The organism is Ancylobacter sp. VNQ12 (genome assembly GCF_049445835.1).
Classification (GTDB): domain Bacteria; phylum Pseudomonadota; class Alphaproteobacteria; order Rhizobiales; family Xanthobacteraceae; genus Ancylobacter.
In genome coordinates this window covers 139,130-157,871 of sequence record NZ_JBMSDU010000010.1, presented here as the reverse complement: position 1 = coordinate 157,871, position 18,742 = coordinate 139,130, and the positions used below count along the sequence as shown (strand labels likewise).

General features: G+C 66.8%; 18 protein-coding genes. 6 read left to right on the top strand and 12 right to left on the bottom strand.

What is annotated here, in order from left to right; genetic code table 11:
* The 3 genes from ACO2RV_RS15090 to ACO2RV_RS15080 form a co-directional block, all read right to left on the bottom strand.
* Nucleotides 1-471, bottom strand: coding sequence for a DUF2271 domain-containing protein (locus ACO2RV_RS15090; protein ID WP_423294359.1), 471 nt, complete (start codon nt 469-471; stop codon nt 1-3).
* Between the two features lie 41 nt (nt 472-512).
* Nucleotides 513-866, bottom strand: a complete 354-nt coding sequence (locus ACO2RV_RS15085; protein ID WP_423294357.1) for a hypothetical protein — start codon at nt 864-866, stop codon at nt 513-515.
* 152 nt (nt 867-1,018) lie between these two features.
* On the bottom strand, nt 1,019-1,360 hold the full coding sequence (locus ACO2RV_RS15080; protein WP_423294355.1) for a PepSY domain-containing protein: 342 nt from the start codon (nt 1,358-1,360) through the stop codon (nt 1,019-1,021).
* An 85-nt stretch (nt 1,361-1,445) separates the two neighbouring features.
* On the opposite strand from ACO2RV_RS15080, the gene ACO2RV_RS15075 reads away from it, so the two are divergent.
* Together ACO2RV_RS15075 and ACO2RV_RS15070 are read left to right on the top strand one after the other, a co-directional pair.
* The gene (locus ACO2RV_RS15075; RefSeq protein WP_423294353.1) at nt 1,446-2,105 is read left to right on the top strand and encodes a response regulator transcription factor; all 660 of its coding nucleotides are present in this window, start codon (nt 1,446-1,448) and stop codon (nt 2,103-2,105) included.
* On the top strand, nt 2,102-3,517 hold the full coding sequence (locus tag ACO2RV_RS15070) for an ATP-binding protein (RefSeq protein ID WP_423294389.1): 1,416 nt from the start codon (nt 2,102-2,104) through the stop codon (nt 3,515-3,517). Before ACO2RV_RS15075 ends, ACO2RV_RS15070 begins: the two co-directional genes overlap by 4 nt.
* Here ACO2RV_RS15070 and ACO2RV_RS15065 read toward each other — a convergent pair.
* The 9 genes from ACO2RV_RS15065 to ACO2RV_RS15025 all read right to left on the bottom strand — a co-directional run bounded on the left by ACO2RV_RS15065 (nt 3,486) and on the right by ACO2RV_RS15025 (nt 14,876).
* Entirely contained in the window at nt 3,486-5,825 is a 2,340-nt protein-coding gene (locus tag ACO2RV_RS15065) for an acetamidase/formamidase family protein (RefSeq protein ID WP_423294351.1), read from the bottom strand. The genes ACO2RV_RS15070 and ACO2RV_RS15065 overlap by 32 nt on opposite strands.
* 75 nt (nt 5,826-5,900) lie before the next feature.
* Nucleotides 5,901-7,139 (bottom strand): acetamidase/formamidase family protein, encoded by a 1,239-nt coding sequence (locus ACO2RV_RS15060; RefSeq protein ID WP_423294349.1) that lies wholly within the window; start codon nt 7,137-7,139, stop codon nt 5,901-5,903.
* 60 nt (nt 7,140-7,199) lie between these two features.
* Nucleotides 7,200-8,816 carry an amino acid ABC transporter permease/ATP-binding protein gene (locus tag ACO2RV_RS15055; protein WP_423294347.1) on the bottom strand — a complete coding sequence of 539 codons (1,617 nt, stop codon included), beginning with the start codon at nt 8,814-8,816 and terminating at the stop codon, nt 7,200-7,202.
* A gap of 73 nt (nt 8,817-8,889) precedes the next feature.
* Nucleotides 8,890-9,741: an ABC transporter substrate-binding protein gene (locus tag ACO2RV_RS15050; RefSeq protein WP_423294387.1), complete on the bottom strand. Its 852-nt coding sequence runs from the start codon at nt 9,739-9,741 to the stop codon at nt 8,890-8,892.
* 353 nt (nt 9,742-10,094) lie between these two features.
* Nucleotides 10,095-10,817 carry an aspartate/glutamate racemase family protein gene (locus ACO2RV_RS15045; RefSeq protein WP_423294345.1) on the bottom strand — a complete coding sequence of 241 codons (723 nt, stop codon included), beginning with the start codon at nt 10,815-10,817 and terminating at the stop codon, nt 10,095-10,097.
* Complete coding sequence (locus ACO2RV_RS15040; RefSeq protein WP_423294343.1) at nt 10,814-12,118, bottom strand: TRAP transporter large permease; 1,305 nt, start codon at nt 12,116-12,118, stop codon at nt 10,814-10,816. Before ACO2RV_RS15040 ends, ACO2RV_RS15045 begins: the two co-directional genes overlap by 4 nt.
* The gene (locus ACO2RV_RS15035; protein WP_423294341.1) at nt 12,115-12,699 is read right to left on the bottom strand and encodes a TRAP transporter small permease subunit; all 585 of its coding nucleotides are present in this window, start codon (nt 12,697-12,699) and stop codon (nt 12,115-12,117) included. The genes ACO2RV_RS15040 and ACO2RV_RS15035 overlap by 4 nt, the downstream gene beginning before the upstream one ends.
* 27 nt (nt 12,700-12,726) lie before the next feature.
* Nucleotides 12,727-13,758 carry a TRAP transporter substrate-binding protein gene (locus ACO2RV_RS15030; RefSeq protein WP_423294339.1) on the bottom strand — a complete coding sequence of 344 codons (1,032 nt, stop codon included), beginning with the start codon at nt 13,756-13,758 and terminating at the stop codon, nt 12,727-12,729.
* Between the two features lie 275 nt (nt 13,759-14,033).
* Nucleotides 14,034-14,876, bottom strand: coding sequence for a MurR/RpiR family transcriptional regulator (locus tag ACO2RV_RS15025; RefSeq protein WP_423294337.1), 843 nt, complete (start codon nt 14,874-14,876; stop codon nt 14,034-14,036).
* A gap of 351 nt (nt 14,877-15,227) precedes the next feature.
* On the opposite strand from ACO2RV_RS15025, the gene ACO2RV_RS15020 reads away from it, so the two are divergent.
* Genes ACO2RV_RS15020 through ACO2RV_RS15005 form a run of 4 tightly spaced genes read left to right on the top strand, consistent with a single transcriptional unit; the run spans nt 15,228 to nt 18,716 of the window.
* Entirely contained in the window at nt 15,228-16,361 is a 1,134-nt protein-coding gene (locus ACO2RV_RS15020; protein ID WP_423294335.1) for a transporter substrate-binding domain-containing protein, read from the top strand.
* Complete coding sequence (locus ACO2RV_RS15015; RefSeq protein WP_423294333.1) at nt 16,358-16,939, top strand: ANTAR domain-containing response regulator; 582 nt, start codon at nt 16,358-16,360, stop codon at nt 16,937-16,939. The genes ACO2RV_RS15020 and ACO2RV_RS15015 overlap by 4 nt, the downstream gene beginning before the upstream one ends.
* Complete coding sequence (locus ACO2RV_RS15010) at nt 16,939-17,796, top strand: ABC transporter permease (protein WP_423294331.1); 858 nt, start codon at nt 16,939-16,941, stop codon at nt 17,794-17,796. Before ACO2RV_RS15015 ends, ACO2RV_RS15010 begins: the two co-directional genes overlap by 1 nt.
* The gene (locus tag ACO2RV_RS15005) at nt 17,796-18,716 is read left to right on the top strand and encodes an ABC transporter permease (protein WP_423294329.1); all 921 of its coding nucleotides are present in this window, start codon (nt 17,796-17,798) and stop codon (nt 18,714-18,716) included. The genes ACO2RV_RS15010 and ACO2RV_RS15005 overlap by 1 nt, the downstream gene beginning before the upstream one ends.
* Nucleotides 18,717-18,742: the final 26 nt, after the last annotated feature.

The following is an 18,742-nucleotide window of genomic DNA, read 5'->3' as shown; positions in this document are numbered from 1 at the left end:
TCACAGCCCGTAGCTGATGTTGGCGACATAGCGCCGGCCACGCACCGACTTGCCGGCGCCGGCCGTCGTCAGCGGCACCGACACATCGTTGGGGCTGTCGCGCATGTCCTCCACCGCCACGTCGACATGCAGCGTGTAGCCGGCGTCGAACAACGCGTCGGCCAGGTCGAGCGTGATCTTGAGCGAGCGGCCGGCACCGACACTGGCGCCGGTGATGCCGTTGATCTGCGCCGGTGCCCCTCCGGTCGCGCGATACCAGTCGGTGAGGTGCTCGTAATATTTCGACTTGCCGCCGGCCATCCACAGGCTGCCGGCATAGGCGCCCTTCGCGTCCGTGACGTAGAAAGCGAGATAGGCGCCGTTGCCGCCGTAGTTGTTGAGCGTCGTGGTCAGCGTGACGGGACGCGCCATGGCGAGACTGGGAACCGTGAGCGCGGTGGTCAGCGCGAGCGCTGCGAGAACGGATTTCATGGGGAATACCTTCTTCCGGGAGGGACGATCAGCCGCCGCGTTCAGTCCACCTTGACCTGCGGCGGCGCCCCATTGCCGAACAGTCCGTTCTGCGGCGGGGCGACGGTGCCGGCGGGCGCCGGATTGCCAGCGGTGCGCCCGCTGTCATCGTCATCGTCGTCGTCGTCGTCGTCGTCATCATCGCCACGGCCGTGGCCAGGCCGGCGGCGGTCCCCATCGTCATCGTCATCATCGCTGGCGAGAACGAGCGGGAGCGCCTCCTGTCCGTCATCGACAACCGCCGCAAGCGGGCGATCGGCGGCGACTGCGGGACTGCGCATGGCGCTCCATGCCGGCAGGCCGACGGCGGCGGTCAGGGCCGTTGAGGCAAAGAGAAGGGCGAGGGTCTTTTTCATGGCGGGGTCTCCTCATCTGAGGCCCCCAGACTGGAATGGCCGGCTGAGGCCTTCCTGACAGCGCGGCGATTTCCGCTTCAGCTTGCCGTCAGGAACGAAAAAGCCCCGCCGGACGGGCGGGGCTTTTTCGGAGCCGCAGACGGCCGACAATCTCAGTCCTTGTCGCCGTCCTCGTGTTCGATCTTGATCACCTCGAGCGTCGCGGGATGGACGGTCACCTCGATCCGGCGCCCCTCGGCATCCCGACCGTCGATCTCGTAGCAGCCGTCATCGATCTTGATCCGGCGGACCGTCCAGCCCTTCGCCTTGGCAAGCTGGGCCACGGCTTCGCGCGGCTGCCAATTTTCCATGGGCACGAAACACGCGTCATCCGCGAACGCCGATCCCATCGGCAGCACCGTGAGAAAGGTCAGAACCGTCAGTATTTTCCTCAAGAGCCAAACTCCACGCGACGACCATGTTGAGCGGACGATGCACGACGAAGCTGACGGCATCCTGAAGCACGGGTCCGACAACCGTAAGCTCCGTGTCAGCCCACGCGGACATACGGGGTGAGAAAAAAAGGAAAAGCGGTGAGCAATGCGCATTCTGCTGATTGAGGACGACACCGTTCTGGGCGCCGCCGTGCGGGACCAGATCGCCGGAGACGGACAGTCGGTCGACTGGGTCACACGCCTCGATGCCGCAGGCGATGCGATGACGAGCGCGGCCTTTGATCTGGTCCTGCTTGATCTCATGCTGCCGGATGGTCGGGGGATCGGATTTCTCAAGCGACTGCGCGCGCGCGGCGATGTGACTCCGGTGATCATCCTGACCGCGCTCGACCAGGTCTCGGACCGGATCGAAGGGCTGAACGCCGGCGCGGACGACTACCTCGTCAAACCGTTCGATCTCTCCGAATTGTCGGCGCGCATCGGTTCGGTTGCGCGGCGCTATACGGGCAACCCGAACCCGCTCATCGCTCACGGTGCGCTGGATATCGATCTCGCGTCACACAGCGTCCGCCGGGACGGCAGGCCGGTCCAGCTGACCGCGCGCGAATGGTCCCTGTTCGAAGCGTTTCTGGCACACCCCGGCCAGCTTCTTTCCAGGGCGCAGCTCGAAGAAAAACTCTATGCCTTCGATGCCGAGGTCGAGAGCAACACGATCGAGGTGCATGTCAGCCGGCTGCGCAAGAAGCTCGGGGCCGACGTCATCGAAACCGAGCGCGGCCTCGGCTACAGGCTGGGGGCGCCCTGATGTGGCCGCGCAGCCTGCAAGCCCGGCTGGGCCTGTCCATCGGCGTCATGCTGACGGTCCTGTGGATCGCCGCCGCCGCCGTGACGGCGGTGGTCCTTCGCCACGAGATGGACGAGGTGTTCGATTCCTCGCTCCAGGAGACAGCACAGCGCCTGCTGCCGCTTGCCGCGGTCGACATCGTCGGGCGCGAGGAGGACGGCACGACCCAGCGGCTTGGCGCGATCCGCGGCCATGACGAGTTCTTCACCTACATCGTTCGCGACGCGCAGGGGCGCGTCCTGCTTCAGTCGCACGCTGCGGACACCGCCATCTTCCCTGCCTATGACGGGCCCGGCTTCCGCCAGACCGCAACCCACAGGCTCTACAACGACGACGCCCTGCAGGGCAGCATCCGCATCACGGTGGCCGAGCCGCTGGATCATCGCGCGGCCATCGCACGGCAGATCCAGATGAGTCTCGGTCTCCCGCTTTTCGTGGTCATCCCCGTCGCGCTGCTGGCGATCATCCTTGCGGTTCGCGCGAGTCTGGCGCCGCTGCGCCGGTTTCGCGAAAGGCTCCAGGCACGCAATGGAAGGGACCTGTCGCCTGTCCCCGGAGGCGACCTCCCCTCGGAAATCGATCCGCTGGCCGACACGTTGAACGGCCTTCTGCATCGGCTGCAGGCGGCCTTCGACGCCGAACGCAGCTTCGCCGCAAATGCCGCCCACGAGTTGCGCACGCCGCTTGCCGGAGCCATTGCGCAGGCACAGCGCCTGCGCGCGGAAACCGGCGATCCCGCGGCGAGGACGCGGGCCGCCGACATAGAGGCGACGCTCAAACGGCTTACCCGCTTGTCGGAGCGCCTCATGCAGCTCGCCCGTGCGGAAGGCGGAAGGCTTCGGCTGGATCGCTCTGCGGATCTGCGACCCGTCGCGCGCATGGTGGCCGAGGATATCGGGCGCAGCGGAACGCCGGGGCGCATCGTGCTGACGCTTCCGGATAGTCCGGTGATGTCGGATCTCGATCCCGACGCCTTCGGCATTCTTTGCCGGAACCTCATTGAGAATGCGCTGCGTCACGGCCTGGAAAGCGCCCCCGTCGAGGTGACGCTGAGCGCGGATGGAACCTTCACCGTGGCGAACGAGGCGCCTGTTCTGCCGCCCGAAACGCTGAGCCGCCTGTCCCTCCGCTTCGAGCGCGCCGACGCGAGCGGCGATGGCAGCGGTCTCGGCCTTGCCATCGTCGCCGCCATTGCGGAGCGCATCGGCAGTCCGCTCATTCTGGCGTCGCCGCGCCGGGGCCGTGTGTCGGGATTCGAGGCGACAATCGGATTACCGACGGAAGATCGCGCCCGAACGCCGGCGACCCAGCGCCATGGCGTCGATGATCGCGCCGGCTCTTTCAGTCCCGATCCGGGAAGAGGCGCTTGCTGAGGATGGCATGGACGCCCCAGTTGCCGTCCACCACCTGGGTAATGCCGAAATCCACGGCGGCCGACATCAGTGCGATCGCCTCATCCTCGCTCAGTCCCTTCGTGGTCATGAGGAAGCGCCGCACCTTGCGGAAGGCATCGCGCATGGCGAGATCGAGCGAGGACTTGGCATAGACCTCGCTCTGGCCGTTGGCGCCGAATTCCGCGAGATAATTGGGGTGACTGAAGCCCGTCAGCACCCAGCTCTCCGGCGTCTCGATCAGCGGGTAGGTCAGGTCGGCGAGCACGGTGCCGGCAATGTCGGCCTTCTTGTGCAGCGCGACCCGGAAGGTCCCGGTCATGGAACACTCGATCGCCGTGCCGGAAAGCTCCCCATCGCCCTGCGTGGCGTGCGGATCTCCGACCGACAGGAGCGCCCCGGGAACGGACACCGGGAGGTAGACCGTCGCGCCCTTGCCGAGCCGCCAATTGTCAAGATTTCCGCCGAAATAGGCGGGTGGAACGGAATCCACCAATTCGGCCTCGCGCGGCGCCACCGCGATGACGCCGAAATGCGGCCGCAAGGGGATGCGCACGCCGTCGAGGACGTTCCGCTTCGGGGTGATCGTCTCCGGTTTAACGAGCACGCCCGGATAGTCGTACAGCACGTGCCGCGTGCCGAAAGGGTCCGTCTGGGGCTCCCAGCGATAGGAATGGAGGGCCCGCGCATGGGGCTCCTCCGCATCGGTGACGATCTCGTAGATCGTCACCGTCTCGCGCGGATGCGGCTCGCTGAGGAATTCCGAATAGTGGAACCCCCACCAGGCCGCGACGCTGCTGCCGAAGACGCGGCCCGCATGATCCGGGTGGCATGAGGGGCGCGGCTCGATATCGAGAATATGCACCTCCAGCACATCGCCCGGCTGGGCATCGCGCACCGCGATGGGGCCGGTACAGATGTGCACGCCGAACCCCTCCCCGGCGCCCCGGCCGAACACCGATGCGTCCAGCGGTCCGGCGCCGCGCCGGTCGACCGCCTTGGAGCCGGGCGTCCAGTGGAAGACGCTTTCCGCGCCGGCATCGCCTTCGATCATGCGCTCGGGATCGTCCGAGGCATGCTGCGTCAGCGTCTCGACCGTGACGATATCGCCTGAAGCTATCTCGATGAGAGGTTTCAGCGACCGGCTGAAATAGCCCCAGTGAACGTGCTGGGCGTTCACCGGCAAGTAATGGCGCATCGGCGCCCGGGCGGCGCGATCGGGCCGCGCCGCGCCGCCCGGCGGCGCTATGCGGCGCGTGTCGGGATCGGCCCTCGCCTGTCGCGCGCGCAGCTGGACCAGGGCGTCCTGCGGCCAGCCCCGCTGGCCATTCGGCATGGCGGTCTGACTGTTCCGCGTCGCCTCGCGCCGGCGCAGCTCGCGCGGCGGCAGACCGAAGCGTTCGCGGAACAGCCGGCTGAAATGGGCCGAGTCGGAGAAGCCGTAGCGATAGGCGATTTCCGAAATGGGCGCGGCCGTCTCCGTGGGATTGGTGAGATCATGCCAGGCCCGCTGCAGCCGGCGCTCCCGCACATAATGGCTGAAGCTCTCCCCGGTGCCCTCGAACAGCTTCTGCACGTAACGTTCGGAGATGCCTTCGGCCTGGGCCAACTCGGCGACCGAGATGTCCTCCTTGCCGATGCTGCGTTCGATGATGGCGTAGAGCCGCTGGAGCAAGGCGGCGCGACTCGAGGATGGGTCGGCGGTGGTGGCGACCAGTTCGGCCGACAGCTGGAGAAGAAGCTCCGACACGCTCTGGGCGACCGCCTCCCATTCGGGATCCGACAACCGATCGAGCGCTCCGACGGCCGCGCGGGCGGTGCCGGCGAGGATGTCGGCCAACCCCTCGGCGTCGAAGACGCGCGGCGGACAGGCCGAAAGCGACGGAGCCTTACGCCCTCGGAAGGCCTCCGGCACCACGGACAGCACGATGGCACGCAATCCGCGCTGGAATTGCAGCTGCCAGTCGGTCTCACGCGGCGCCAGAATGACCTGCCCGGCCCGCACGATCTGCTGCTCATCCCCGACCGTGAGAACCGCGCTGCTCTCGACCGGAAGCACGAAAAGCGGCAGCCCCCCGCGCGCCGGCAGGGAGCGCAGGATCGGGGCATCGGCAGAAACCCGGCCGAGCCGCACGCCCGCCGATGAGAGGCGCCAGAGCGCCGTGGCATGAACCGGTGGACCGCTGCGCGATCCGGGACATTCAAGGCCGAAACCGCGCAGCACGTCCTGCCACGCGCGCTCGCGCACGTCGCCGGAATAGGACTCGCTCGTGAACGGCTGGGCGCTCATGGTTCCGACCTTGGCATCGGAGCCATGGAAGCAAGGATCGTGCCTTGCCGCGGCCCAGGCGACCGGCCCGACGGCTCAGCGGCCTGCGAACAGGCTCTTGCGGATGGTGCCCGTGACGCCCCAATTGGCGTCGACAACCTGCGTCACCGCGAAGTCGGCCGCCACCGACATGAGCGAGATCGCCTCGTCCTCGGAGAGCTTCTGCGTGGTCATGAGGAAGCGGCGCAGCTTGCGGAAGGCGTCGCGCATCGCATTGTCGAGGCTGCCACGCTTCAGGATCTCCGTCTGGTGGTCGGGGCCGAGCTCGCTCAGATAATTGGTCACGCTGAAGCCGTAGACCGACCAGACCTCGTCGTTTTCGAGCAAGGGATGGGTCAGCCCCTCCAGAATCCCGCCCTCCAGCTCCGCTTTCTTGTGCAGGATGAACTCGAACTCGCCGGTGAGCGAAATCTCGATGGCGGTGCCGGAGAGTTCACTATCTCCCTGCGAGGCGTGGGCGTCGCCGCAGGAGAACAGCCCGCCGGGGACGGCGACCGGGTAATACATCCGCGCGCCCTTGGCGATGCGCCAGTCATCCATGTTGCCGCCGGTATAGTTCGGCGGAATGGTGGAGACGTAATCCGCCTCGGCCGGGGCCAGGCCCATCGTGCCGAAATGCAGCCGCGCCGGCACCTTGATGCCGGAAAGGATGCCCTCCTTCCTGGTGACGGTCGAATGGTCGACCCGCACGCCGGGATAGTCGATGGTCGGGTGCACGATTCCGTCCGGGTCGGTCTGTGGCGTCCAGAGATAGGAATAGAGCGCCGACACCGAGGCTTCGCCCATATCGAGTTCGTAGATCGTCACGACCTCGCGCGGCTTCGGCTCCTCGATCAGATCCTTGTACTGGAAGCCCCAATTGGCGGAGGGGTTGGAGCCGAAGAAGCGGCCCTCATAGGCCGGATTGGCGCTCGGGCGGGGATAGGTATCGATCACCCGCACTTCCAGCACGTCGCCCGGCTCAGCGCCGTCGATGGCGATCGGGCCGGTGAGCAGATGCACGCCGAGGCCCTCGCCCGAGCCATAGGTGAAGGGGCCGTCCGTCGCGCCCGCGCCGCGCCGACGCAGGGTCTTCTGGTCCTTGGTCCAGAGGAAGATCGCCTCCGCCGCCGGATCGCCCGCGATCATCCGCTCATAATCGTCATTGGCGTGGTGGGTGATGCTCTCCACCGTGACGCGGTCGCCCGACTTGATGGTCAGGACGGGCGCGAGCGTCCGGCTGAAATAGCCCCAGTGAACGGTCTCGGGCGTGGCGGGCAGATGATGCTTGGTCATGTCGGGCCTCTGATCTGAAACGGGTGCCGAGCGCGTCCGGAAGCGGCGCGCGGCGACGCGCTATTCGGCGGTCATGGTGCTGAGGAAACGGGCGGTCAGCGGATGGCGCGGGGCCCGCAGAACCTGCTCGGCCGGCCCCTGCTCGATCACCGTTCCCTCGGCGAGGAAGACGATGCGGTCGGCGACCTCGCCGGCGAAACGCAGCTGGTGGGTCGAGATGATCATGGCGAGCCCCTCCTCCACCGCGAGGCGGCGGATGACTTCCAGCACCTCACCCACGAGTTCCGGGTCGAGCGCGGAGGTGGGCTCGTCGAGCAGCAGCACGGCAGGGCCCGGCGCCACCGCGCGGGCGATGGCGACACGCTGCTGCTGGCCTCCGGAGAGATGACGCGGCAGCGCATCGGCACGGTGTGCGAGGCCGACACGTTCAAGCAGTTCCTGGGCACGCCTGTCGGCATCGTGACGCGAAGGGCCCTGCACCCAGCGCAGCGGCCCGGCGATGTTCTCCTTTGCCGTCAGATGGCCGAACAGGTTGAACTGCTGGAACACCATGCCGACGCCGACGCTGGCGCGCATCTGCGCGGTGGCGCGGGGCGAGAGCGGACGCCCGGCCTCGTCTCGTCCGAGGAAACGGCCCCCGACGCGGATCGTCCCGTCCTCCCAGCCCTCCAGCCGATTGATGCAGCGCAGCAACGTGCTCTTGCCCGATCCGCTGGGTCCCAGCAGCGCGATGATTTCGCCGGCCCGCACCGTCAGGTCGATGCCGTCCAGCACGGTCTGGCGGCCATAGCTCTTGCGCAGGCCCTGCACGTCCACGGCGACATTGTTGCCGGCCAGACGCCGGGCTCGCGCCGCGCGGTCGATGGACACGGGCGCAGCCTTCACCGAGGCCGGCGGCAGCGGATCGGCGGCGATCTCCCCGACAATCTCCGCCGCCACATCCGGCGGTGTCGCCGCCACGGAGACCGGCTCGCCGCGGCCGGGCAGCAGCGCGCGCAGGAAGCGGGCGAGCTGCTCCTTCGGTGGCGGCCGATCAAGATCGAGCAGCATCTCGACCACGATCTGGATCACCGCGATGGCGCCGGTCAGGATCAGGTACATCAGGCCGGAAGCGAAGAAGATGGAGAAGAAATCGAAGGTCGCCGACGCGAGCTGCGTCGAGCGCAGCGTCAGTTCCTGCACGGCCACGACGGAGGCGAGCGAGGAGTTCTTCAGCGCGCTCACCGCCTCGTTGCCGAGCGCCGGCACCATGGAGCGTATGGCCTGCGGGGCGATGACGCGGCGCATGATCGCCGCCGGCGTCATCCCCAGCGCCTGGCCCGCACTCACCTGCCCGCGATCGACGCCGATCACGTTCGAACGCAGGATTTCGGCGATGAAGGGCGCCTCGTTGAGCGCGAGGGCGAGACCGGCGGCCGCGATCGCCGAGAGCTTGATGCCGATCATCGGCAAGGCGTTGTAACAGAACACCATCTGCAGGATCAGCGGCGTGCCGCGAAAGATGATCGAATAGCCGCGGGCGACGATGGCGAGCGTAGGGAAGCGGCTGAGTTGCATCGCCGCGAGCACGACACCCATGACCAGCCCGCCGAGCAGACCCAGTACCGTGATCAGCAGCGTGTAGCCCACCCCGTCGAGCAGGTACGGCATGCGCAGATAATGCAGGAAGAGATCCATCGGCCTCATCGCGATCATTGGCAGACCCGGCCGCGGGCGCTTGGCCCGCCCGCGGCTCGGGAGGGAGGGGACCTCAGTCCGCCAGCACGAGCGTGGGGGACTCCAGCTGCTCGGCCGGCAGATTCCACTTCTTCATCAGTTCAGCCTGGAGACCGGACTTCTGGATTTCGGTCATCGCCCCCATGACCGCGTCGCGGAACTCGACATTGTTGCGCGGCACGGCGATGCCGACCGAATAGGGCAGCGTCACCGCCGTCGCCTTCGCCAGCTTGTCCGGATAGGCCTTCACCGCGCCGTCGACCGTGTTCACGTCGTTGATGTAGGTGTCGGCCCGTCCGGCGAGGATCGCCTGGATGCAGTTGGCGTTGTTGTCGAACAGCAGGATTTCCGGCGCCGGCTTGCCGGCCTTCTTGCACTCCGCCTCCAGCGCCTGGATCAGCGGCACCTCGACATAGCCGGTGTTCTCGGCCGCGACCGTGCCGCAGAGCGAGAGATTGATGCCGTCGATCTTCTTCGGATTGCCCTTGGCGACCAGCACGCCGTCGAACACCTTGAGATAGGTGATGAAGTCGGCCGCCTTGGCGCGGTCCTTGGTGGCGTAGATGTCGGAGATGACGATATCGGCCTGCCCCGCCTGCAGCGTGGTCAGCAGCGCCGCGAAGGTCACCGGCTTGTAGGTCAGCGTGAAGCCGAGGCACTCGCCGATCGCTTCGCCGAGGTCGATGTCGAAGCCGATATATTTCGTCGGGTCATTCGGATCGATGGTCTCGTAGCCCGGCGTATGCGGGTTGATGGCGTTGACCAGCGTCTTGCCCTTGAGCGAGGGGTACTTGGCCTGAAGCGCGGCGCAGGCAGCCGGAGAGGCCGCCTCGGCCTTCTGCGGCAGACCGGCGGCAATGCCGGTGGTAGCGACGGCGAGACCCAGAACGCCGAAGAGCGCCGACCGGAGCTGCGCGGCGACGGAGTCGCGGCGCCCGCCGAAATGCGTATCGTGATTGAGTGCCACTGAACCTTCTCCTCTGCTTCCGCATGCTCATGCCGCGGTGACGGGGACTGAGGAGCAGAGTGTGGTGCAGGCGGCCTCCAAGATACTTGTCTATGGGCGCACCCATTGTTGGACGTGCGGCTTCCAACATTCGGGCAGGCGCTGCCCATTCGATGGGCATATCCAGCGGCAAGCCCGCGGTCTCGCATGCGCCTCGCGCTTCGACGGCACAGCTCCGACAGCCGGGGGATGGTTCCGATGCCTTGCAGCCATGCGCGGGTCGTGAACGGCCTTCAATCCGCCGCCGGCTCGCGGGCCAACGCACGCGGCGAAAGGGCAACCAGGCCTTCCGCCAGCTTCACGGCGGCGAGAACGGCATCGATGACGGGGATGCCGACATGCCGGCGCAATATGTCCGCGCTGCCCGTCAACCCTCCTGATCCAAGAAGGATGGCCTCCGCGCCGTCGCTCCGCACCGCAGCGTCGATCGCCTGCACGAGCTTCTCGATTGCCGCGCCGCCACCATTGGCGGCTTCCGCCACGCCGATATCGGCCGCGCGCGCCGTCGCCATCTGCGCGACGCCATGGCGAGCGAACTGCCGGCGGATGCCCGGCAATGCGCCTGATACCGTGGTGACGACGGTGAAGCGGCGCGCCATGGCGCGGGCAGCGGCGATCCCGGCCTCGACCGCGCCAACCACCGGCGCCCGGAGCAAGGTACGCGCGCCGGCAAGACCGATATCGTCGAAGGCAGCGAGCACATAGCCGTCATGGCGCGCCGTCATGGCGTCCCGCAGCAAGGCAAGCACATGCGTCTCAGCCGCGTCACGATCCGCCTCGGTCTCGATCGAGAAGGGACCGGCGGCCGGATTGACCACGAGAGCCTGCGTCGAGGGCAGGATGACCCGCGCGACCTCAGCCCTGATATTGGCGGTGACGCGCGGATTGGTATTGGGGTTGACGACCATAAGGCTCGTCGCAAGAGCGTCCCGATCGGACAGGAAAGGTTCCATCATCGACCCGCCAGCATGTCGGGCAGCCACATCACCACCTGGGGAAACAGCATCAGCAGGACGGTGAAGATCATCATGACGACGACATAGGGCCAGGAGCCACGTGTCACGTCGCTATAGCTGCCGCCGTCGGTTCGCACCCCGTGCACGACGAACAAGTTCATGCCGACCGGCGGCGTGATCAGCGCGATCTCGCACATGATGACGATGAAGATTCCGAACCAGACCGGATCGATTCCCGCCGCGAGGATGACCGGAATGACGATCGGCACGGTCAGCACCAGCATCGACATCGCGTCCATGAAGGTGCCGAGCAGCACATAGAACACCAGCAGGGCGAACAGCAGCGCCAGCTGGCTGAGTTCGAAGCCGGCGATCCACTGCGTCATCGCCTGCGCCGCACCCGTCATCGAGATGGTGACGTTGAGCAGCAGCGAGCAGACCAGCACGATGATCACCATGCCGCTGGTCTTGGCGGCCTGGATCGAGCAGTTGACCAGCAGGTCCAGCGTGAGCCGGCGGTTCAGCGCCACGAAGCCGAGCGCCAGCACGACGCCGATGGCGGCGGATTCCGTGGGAGTGGCGAGGCCGCCATAGATCGATCCCATCACCACGCCGAAGATGATGAAGGGCGGGATGAGATATTTGCCCAGCGCCAGCTTCTGGCGGAACGGCATGTCGATCAGCTCGGTCGCCTGCGCCCCGGCCTTGCCGTGGAAGATGAAGATGTAGAGCGAAAAGCTCAACGCCAGCAATATGCCGGGCACGACGCCCCCGGCAAACAGCTGGCCGACCGAGGTGTTGGCAAGAGAGCCGTACACCAGCAGATTCACGCTCGGCGGAATGAGGATGCCGAGCGTGCCGCCAGCGGCGAGCGAGCCGAGCGCCGGCGCCATGGGGTATTTGTACTGCTGCAGCGCCGGCAGGGCGATGGTGCCGACCGTGGCGGCGGTCGCCACCGAGGAACCTGAGGTCGCCGAAAACAGCGTGCAGGTGGCGATGTTGCTGTGGAGCAGCCCGCCGGGCAGGCGCGCGAGCCACACGGCCATCGCGTCATACATGCGGTCGGCGATGCCGCCGCGCAGCAGCAGTTCGCCCAGCAGCATGAACAACGGTATGGCGAGGATGGACGGGCTGTTCATGCTCGACCAGATCACCCCGCCCATCATGTCGACCAGCGGCATGCCGTAGATGAGGTAGCCGCCAAAGGCGCCGACCCCGATGATGGCTACCGCGACCGGAAGGCTGAGGAACATCAGCCCCAGCATCAGAAGAAAGCCTATGCCGACGATGACGATGCTCATGGCGCGGCCCCCTCATGCGCCAGGGATTCGCGCTTCTTCAGATCGTCGAGTTCGGCTTTCAGTTCCTCCTCCGGAGAAGGAGGTCCGAAGCGCCGCATCAGACCTCGCCAGTCGCCGCGCACCAGCAAGCGCATCGCCTGCACGGCCAGAATGATGGCGGCGATGGGAAAGCTGGCGCTGGCGAGCAGCCAGAGCAGCTGCGGATAGATCAGCGGCGTCGCCCAGGGCGTCTGCGCGATCGACTGGTACTCCCGGGTGTCGAGCACTGTGTCGACGGTGAAGTAGAAGAAATAGCCGGCCAGCAGCGCCATCGAGAGCACCGACACTGCGTCGAGCATCGCCTGCGCCGGCTTGGGGAACAGGGCGGTCAGCTGGTTGATGCGGATGTGCGAATTCTCGACCAGCGCGACCGTGAAGGCGAGCGGGGCCGCGATGGCGATCGCGTAGCCGCCCAACTCGTCGATGCCGCCGAGCGTGACGGAGAAGAACTTGCGGAGCAGCGTTTCCGCCGTCACCGCGATCGACAACGAGATCATCAGAACCCCGAAGACGATGCCAAGCAGGCGTGAATAGGTGTGCATGGGTCTTCTCCGCCCCTCCGATAGCCGTCAGAGACCCAGCTGGGAGCCGACCGTGGCGCGCCAGCTCGCTTCGCAATTCGGCGCGACGGCGTTGCATTGCTTCGCCCAGATCGGCAGCGAGACGTCGCCGACCGCCGAGGCGACCACCTTGAGATCGGCCTCGGAAGGGGCGGCTTCGGTCAGCTTGTAGGAGACGCCGCGCTCGCACGGCGTCTTGCCGGTGTTGCAGCGCATGGCGTCCTCGTAGAGTTCCTCGGAAAAGGCCCATATCTCGGTCGTCAGCTCGCCGATGGCGGCGGTGAGCTTGGCCTGCTGTTCCGGCGTCAGCTTCTTCAGCGAGGCGGTGTTGATGGCGTAGCCGTTGACGGCGAGTTGCAGCGCGATGGGCAGCACGGTGGTGGTCGCCTCCGGCCAGCCGCCGGAATTGGCCGAGGCAGGGCCGGTGATGGCGCAGTCGACCACGCCGCGCGCCAGCGACTGCTGCACCTCGCCGAAAGGCATGGAGATGCCGGTGGCCCCGAGCTTGCCGACGAAGTTGGCGGCGCTCTGGTCGCCGACGCGCACCTTCAGCCCCTTGAGATCGGCGAGACCCTTCACCTCCGGCTTGCAGAAGATGACCTGCGGTCCGGCCGGCCAGACGCCAAGCAGCTTGGCATTGAACCGGCCCTGCAACCGCTCGTCGACGAAAGGTGCGAAGGCGTCGATGTGCTTCTTTCCTGCGGCGTAGCTGGTGTTGAGCCCGACGAGATCGAGGCCGAGCATCGCCGGCTCGTCGCGGCTGACCTGCGGTCCGCGGATGGAGACGATGTCGAACAGGCCGGACTTCAGCACGCGCAGCCCATCCGTGTCGGGAATGCCGGCGACGTCGACGGGCAGGTACTCGATCTTGATGTCGAGGCCGGTCGTTGCCGCCAGCTTCTCGAAGAAGGGCTGTTCCTTCTTCTGGGCGATGAGGCCGGAGCCGGACGGTTGCCCGAGCACGCGCAGCGTGACGGTTTCGGCATGGACGGGCGTGAACATCAGCGCGGTGATCGCGGCGAGAACGATGCGGCGTGACATGCGGATTTCCTTTCCCAAGCGAGGATGAACGAGTGCGAGACGAGTTGCGGCACTGCCTAGGCGATGGAAGAGCAGCCGAGCCTACCGTCCGGTGGTTCCGTCGATCTTCCCTGAAGGATGAGGAATACAGATTTCATGCCAGTTTATATGAAAACATAGTTTCATATTTATAATCAGATATTTATTTCGATCTCGTCGATGTCGCATGGCGTGAAACCACAGCTTCTCGTGAGACAATAATAGACGCCGATTTCGTGCATCTGCACAAATCAACGTCAGAGTTCGTCGAGGACGTCGTTTATGGCCTCGATGTCGCGCAGCCGCGTGCGACCCGAGGCGGCGGCGCGCTCGATGCAGCGGGTGACCAGCAGGTGGCAGACCGCCATGACCGAGACATGGCTGAACAGCGGTCCCGGCGCCAGCGTCTGGCAGCGCAGATGCCAGCTCGCGCTCGGCAGGAAGCTCTCGCCCTCGTCCGTGATGTAGAGAAGCCGTGCGCCGCTCTTCTGTATCTGGTCGAGGATGAGGCCGAGGCGCGATACACGTCGGCGCAGGCCGAAGACAATCACCAGATCCTCCGACGCCAGGCTCACCAGATGCTCGCCGAGCGTCTGGCCGGCGCCGGGAATGGCGACGATGTTCTCGACGACCTGCGTCAGCTGCCATTGCAGATAGGCGGCGAACGGAGCGCTGGCGCGGAACCCCACCACCCAGATCTTGCGCGCTGACAGGATGGCGCCGGCGACATCATTCGCCTGATGGTCGGTGATGGCGAGAAAGGTGGCCTCAAGGTTGGCGATTGCCTGCGCCGTGTGGGCGGCGACCGACTGCTCGCCGCTCGCATCCACCGACGTCGTCAGGAACAGCCGCGAGCCGGTCTGCTTCTCCGCGCGGGCATGCCGGCGCGCCTCCTCGTAATTCTCATAGCCGAGCCGCTGGACGAAGCGGGACACCGTCGCCTTGGAGACATGGGCGAGCGCCGCAAGCTCCTGCGCCGAATAGCTCGCCAGTTCGCCGGGAAAGTCGCAGACGAAGTCGCCCAGCCGGCGCTCGGCGGGATGCAGCGTCGGCAAGGCCTGGCGAACGCGGGTGAGGAAGGAGCGATCCTTCGGGGGCATGAACGATTCCGTGAAAACACAGTTTCATGGACTGTCCTATGTCGCCCCAGGCAAGGCAAGAGACGATAGGTGCCCGCACGCAACGCAGGCCCTGCCAACGTTTGCAGAGGTTTGACAGCAAGAGCGGCCACTGCGGCGATCGCCGCCTTTCCCTGCAAGCAATTTCATTGACATCGGTGACCGAGCCCATATTTTAGGGGGGTGATTATCTGGTAGGCATGACTGGATAAGCATCACATCGGCTGCAGAGGCCCAGGGCAATAGCGCCCCACGACACCCCCGCCCTACCGGCGGCAGCGGTATCGTGGGGTTTTTGCGTTTTGGTCCGCGGATCCATTGTCGGGAGTAGAGATGGGCGCGCCCATTCGCATTGGCATTCTCTATTCGACCACCGGCGCCTATGGCGCCTTCGGGCGTGACTGCCGGGACGGCGCCGAGCTCGCCGCCGACCGGCTGGTTCGCAAGGGCGTGCCCGTGGAACTCGTCATCGCCGACCCTGAGGGAGAGGCGAGCCGCTATGTCACCCTCGCCCGTGAATTGCTGCGCGACAAGGGCTGCCGCCACATTGTCGGCACGGTGCTTTCCGCCGCGCGCAAGGACGTGACACCGCTCATCGAAAAGCACGATGCCCTGCTGTGGTACATCTGCCCCTATGAGGGGTTCGAGGCCAACGAGAACATCATCTACACAGGCGCCTGCCCGAATCAGCATCTGCTGCCGGTGTTCGACCATCTCATCCCCCGCCATGGCGGACGGGTGTTCCTGCTGGGCGCGAACTATGTGTGGGGCTGGGAAATGAACCGCCTCGCCCGCGAGCTCCTGCGGTCCATGGGCGGCGAGGTGGTCGGCGAGCGCTTCCTGCCCATCGACGAGACCGAGATCGACCGGCTGATCGCCGAGATCCGGCTGCAACGACCCTCCTTCATCCTCAACAACCTCATCGGCCCGTCGAGCTACGCCTTTCTCGCCGCGATGAGCGAGCTTGCCCGTCAGGATCCCGCCTTCCGGCCGGAGCTATGTCCGGTCGTCAGCTGCGACCTCACGGAATGCGAACTCGCCGAGATACCCGCCGGCGCCGCGATTGGCCAACTCGCCGCAGCCAGCTACTTCGACAGCCTCGACACGCCCGAGAACCGCGCCTTCAAGGCGACGGCGGCGGCGCGCTACGGCGTGGGCCGGCGCTTCTCCTCCTTCTTTTCGGGCGCCTATGAAGCCGTGCGGCTCTGCACTGAGGCGATCATCGCCGCCGGCACGGAAGACCCCGCCGATGTGCGCCGCGCGGTCTGCGGCAAGGTGCACCAGACCGTACAGGGGCCGCTGCGCATCGACCCGCGCACCAACCATGCGGCCCTGCCCTTCCACCTCGGGCGGATCAATGGCGACGGCGGTTTCGATGTGATCGCCTCGCGCCCGCCGATCGCCGCCGACCCCTATCTCACCGGCACGCGCGCGACCCGCGCGACACATCTGAGGGTGGTGTCATGAGAACGCCGAACCTGGTCGGCCGCCGGGCCCTCGTCCTTCACCGTCCCGACGAGGCCATTGCCCGCCTCGATCGCCAGCTACGGCTGATCGGTCTCGACGTCGAGCACCGCTGGACGCCCCTGCGCGCCGGCGAGACTCCCGACATCGTACTGGTCGACGCGGATCAGGGCTGGAGCGGGCTGCTGCCCTGGGAACCCGGCGCGAGAGCCGCCATGCCGGTGGTCGCGCTGCTCGGCTCCGAAGCGCCGGGCCGCATCGCCTGGGCCATCGATCAAGGCGCGGGCGCGATCATCGCCAAGCCGGTGACGGCGGCGGCGGTCTATCCCGCGCTCGTGCTCGCCCTGCACGCCTTTGACGAGCGGCGCGCGGCGGACCGGAAGATCGAGGCGCTGGGCGAGCGGCTGCGGCTGCGCGCATTGGTCACCAAGGCGGTCGAGGCGATCGCGCTCGCGCAGCAGGTGGATGAGGAGGCCGCCTACCGCCTGCTGCGGGATTTCGCCATGCGCCGGCGCATGACGCTTGAACAGGCAGCGGCCACGGTCCTCACGCGTCGGCACGCCCTCCCGGAGGTCGGCTGATGTCGGCCGGCCCTCTCGTGCGCGGCCTGTTGCAGCGTCCCGTCCTTGCGCTTGCGCTGACGATCATAGCCGTCGTCGTCGCCTGTGCGCTGCTCGCGCCGCTGCTGGCGCCCTATGCGCCGGACGATCAGATCTTCGACGGCCTGTCGCTGGAGGGGGCGCCGCTGCCGCCTTCCCAGCAGTTCCTGCTCGGCACCGACACGCTCGGGCGCGACCTGCTCTCGCGACTGATCTACGGCGCGCGCACCTCGCTGCTGATCGGGCTGGTCGCCAACGGCACGGCGGTGATGATCGGCCTCGCCGTGGGCGTGCTCGCCGGCTATTTCTCCGGCCTGTTCGGCGGCGTGCTGATGCGCTTCACCGACCTGATGACGGCCTTTCCCGCCCTGCTTCTTGCGATCGTGCTGGCGGCGCTGCTGAAGCCGAGCCTCTGGATCGTCGCCATGGTCATCGCCATGGTGAACTGGGTGCAGGTCGCGCGTATCGGCTACACCGAGACACGCTCGCTCAGCGAGCGCGATTTCATTCTCGCCGAGCGCGCCATGGGGGCCGGCGATCTGCGCATTCTCGCGCGGCACATCCTGCCCCATCTGGTGCCCACCGCCATCGTCTGGGGCACGCTTGGCATCGCCACCACGGTGCTCCTGGAGGCGACGCTTTCCTTCCTCGGCATCGGCGTGCAGCCGCCCGAGCCCTCCTGGGGCAACATCGTCTTCGAGAGCCAGAGCTATTTCCAGTCGGCACCTTGGCTGGTGTTCTTCCCCGGCGCGGCCATCCTCGCCACCGCGCTCTCCTTCAACCTCGTGGGCGACGCGCTGCGTGACCGCCTCGACCCGACGCAGCGCGGGAGGGACTGATGGCCCTCCTCGTCGCGCGCCGCCTGATGCAGGCCGCGCTCATCCTGCTTGGTGTGGCAGTGATCACCTTCGTGCTGCTCTATGCGCTGCCGGCCGACCCGGCGGTGCTGCTCGCCGGTCGTAGCGCGACGCCGCAGACGGTTGCAAATATCCGCCACCAGCTTGGCCTCGACCTGCCGCTGCCGGTGCAGTTCTGGAACTACCTGACCAACCTCCTGCAAGGCGACCTCGGCCGCTCCTTCAACCAGAAAACGGCGGTGGCACCGCTCATCCTCGCGCGCCTGCCGGCGACGCTGACGCTGATGGCCGCCGGCATCGCCATCGAGGTGGCCGTCGGCCTCACGCTCGGCGTGATCGCGGCGGTGCGGCGGGACGGCCCGGTCGACCGGCTGGTGATGACGTTGTCCTTCATCGGCGTCTCGACCCCGCAATTCCTCGTCGGGCTGCTGCTGCTTTATGTCTTCGCCGTCACGCTCGGCTGGTTTCCGATGTCCGGCTACGGCACGCCGGCCCACCTGGTCCTGCCGGCATTGACGCTCGGCATCCTCGGCGCCGGCTGGTACGCGCGCATCGTGCGCTCGGCCATGATCGACGTGCTGGCGCAGGACTATGTGCGCACCGCCCACGCCAAGGGCGTGCCGGCATGGCGCGTTGTGCTGCGCCATGCGCTGCCGAATGCGCTTCTGCCGGTGATCGCCATGATCGGCATCGATATCGGCCAGTTCATGGGCGGCACCGTGGTGGTCGAGGCGGTGTTCGGCTGGCCCGGCATCGGCCAGCTCGCCTGGCTGGCGATCCAGCAGGTCGACATCCCCATCATCATGGGCGTCACGCTGGTCTCCGCCCTCGCCATCGTCCTCGGCAACCTGCTCGCCGATCTCATCGCCCCCTTCATCGATCCGCGCATCCGCGCGGCCTGATGCTCTGCCAAGACGCGTTCAACCAA

Coding starts and splice junctions, on each gene's coding strand:
- ACO2RV_RS15010 (WP_423294331.1), top strand. CDS start 16,939: ATGTCGGCCGGCCCTCTCGTGCGCGGCCTGTTGCAGCGTCCCGTCCTT.
- ACO2RV_RS15085 (WP_423294357.1), bottom strand. CDS start 866: ATGAAAAAGACCCTCGCCCTTCTCTTTGCCTCAACGGCCCTGACCGCC.
- ACO2RV_RS15030 (WP_423294339.1), bottom strand. CDS start 13,758: ATGTCACGCCGCATCGTTCTCGCCGCGATCACCGCGCTGATGTTCACG.
- ACO2RV_RS15075 (WP_423294353.1), top strand. CDS start 1,446: ATGCGCATTCTGCTGATTGAGGACGACACCGTTCTGGGCGCCGCCGTG.
- ACO2RV_RS15005 (WP_423294329.1), top strand. CDS start 17,796: ATGGCCCTCCTCGTCGCGCGCCGCCTGATGCAGGCCGCGCTCATCCTG.
- ACO2RV_RS15020 (WP_423294335.1), top strand. CDS start 15,228: ATGGGCGCGCCCATTCGCATTGGCATTCTCTATTCGACCACCGGCGCC.
- ACO2RV_RS15035 (WP_423294341.1), bottom strand. CDS start 12,699: ATGCACACCTATTCACGCCTGCTTGGCATCGTCTTCGGGGTTCTGATG.
- ACO2RV_RS15055 (WP_423294347.1), bottom strand. CDS start 8,816: ATGGATCTCTTCCTGCATTATCTGCGCATGCCGTACCTGCTCGACGGG.
- ACO2RV_RS15080 (WP_423294355.1), bottom strand. CDS start 1,360: ATGCCGTCAGCTTCGTCGTGCATCGTCCGCTCAACATGGTCGTCGCGT.
- ACO2RV_RS15040 (WP_423294343.1), bottom strand. CDS start 12,118: ATGAGCATCGTCATCGTCGGCATAGGCTTTCTTCTGATGCTGGGGCTG.
- ACO2RV_RS15015 (WP_423294333.1), top strand. CDS start 16,358: ATGAGAACGCCGAACCTGGTCGGCCGCCGGGCCCTCGTCCTTCACCGT.
- ACO2RV_RS15090 (WP_423294359.1), bottom strand. CDS start 471: ATGAAATCCGTTCTCGCAGCGCTCGCGCTGACCACCGCGCTCACGGTT.
- ACO2RV_RS15065 (WP_423294351.1), bottom strand. CDS start 5,825: ATGAGCGCCCAGCCGTTCACGAGCGAGTCCTATTCCGGCGACGTGCGC.
- ACO2RV_RS15025 (WP_423294337.1), bottom strand. CDS start 14,876: ATGCCCCCGAAGGATCGCTCCTTCCTCACCCGCGTTCGCCAGGCCTTG.
- ACO2RV_RS15060 (WP_423294349.1), bottom strand. CDS start 7,139: ATGACCAAGCATCATCTGCCCGCCACGCCCGAGACCGTTCACTGGGGC.
- ACO2RV_RS15045 (WP_423294345.1), bottom strand. CDS start 10,817: ATGATGGAACCTTTCCTGTCCGATCGGGACGCTCTTGCGACGAGCCTT.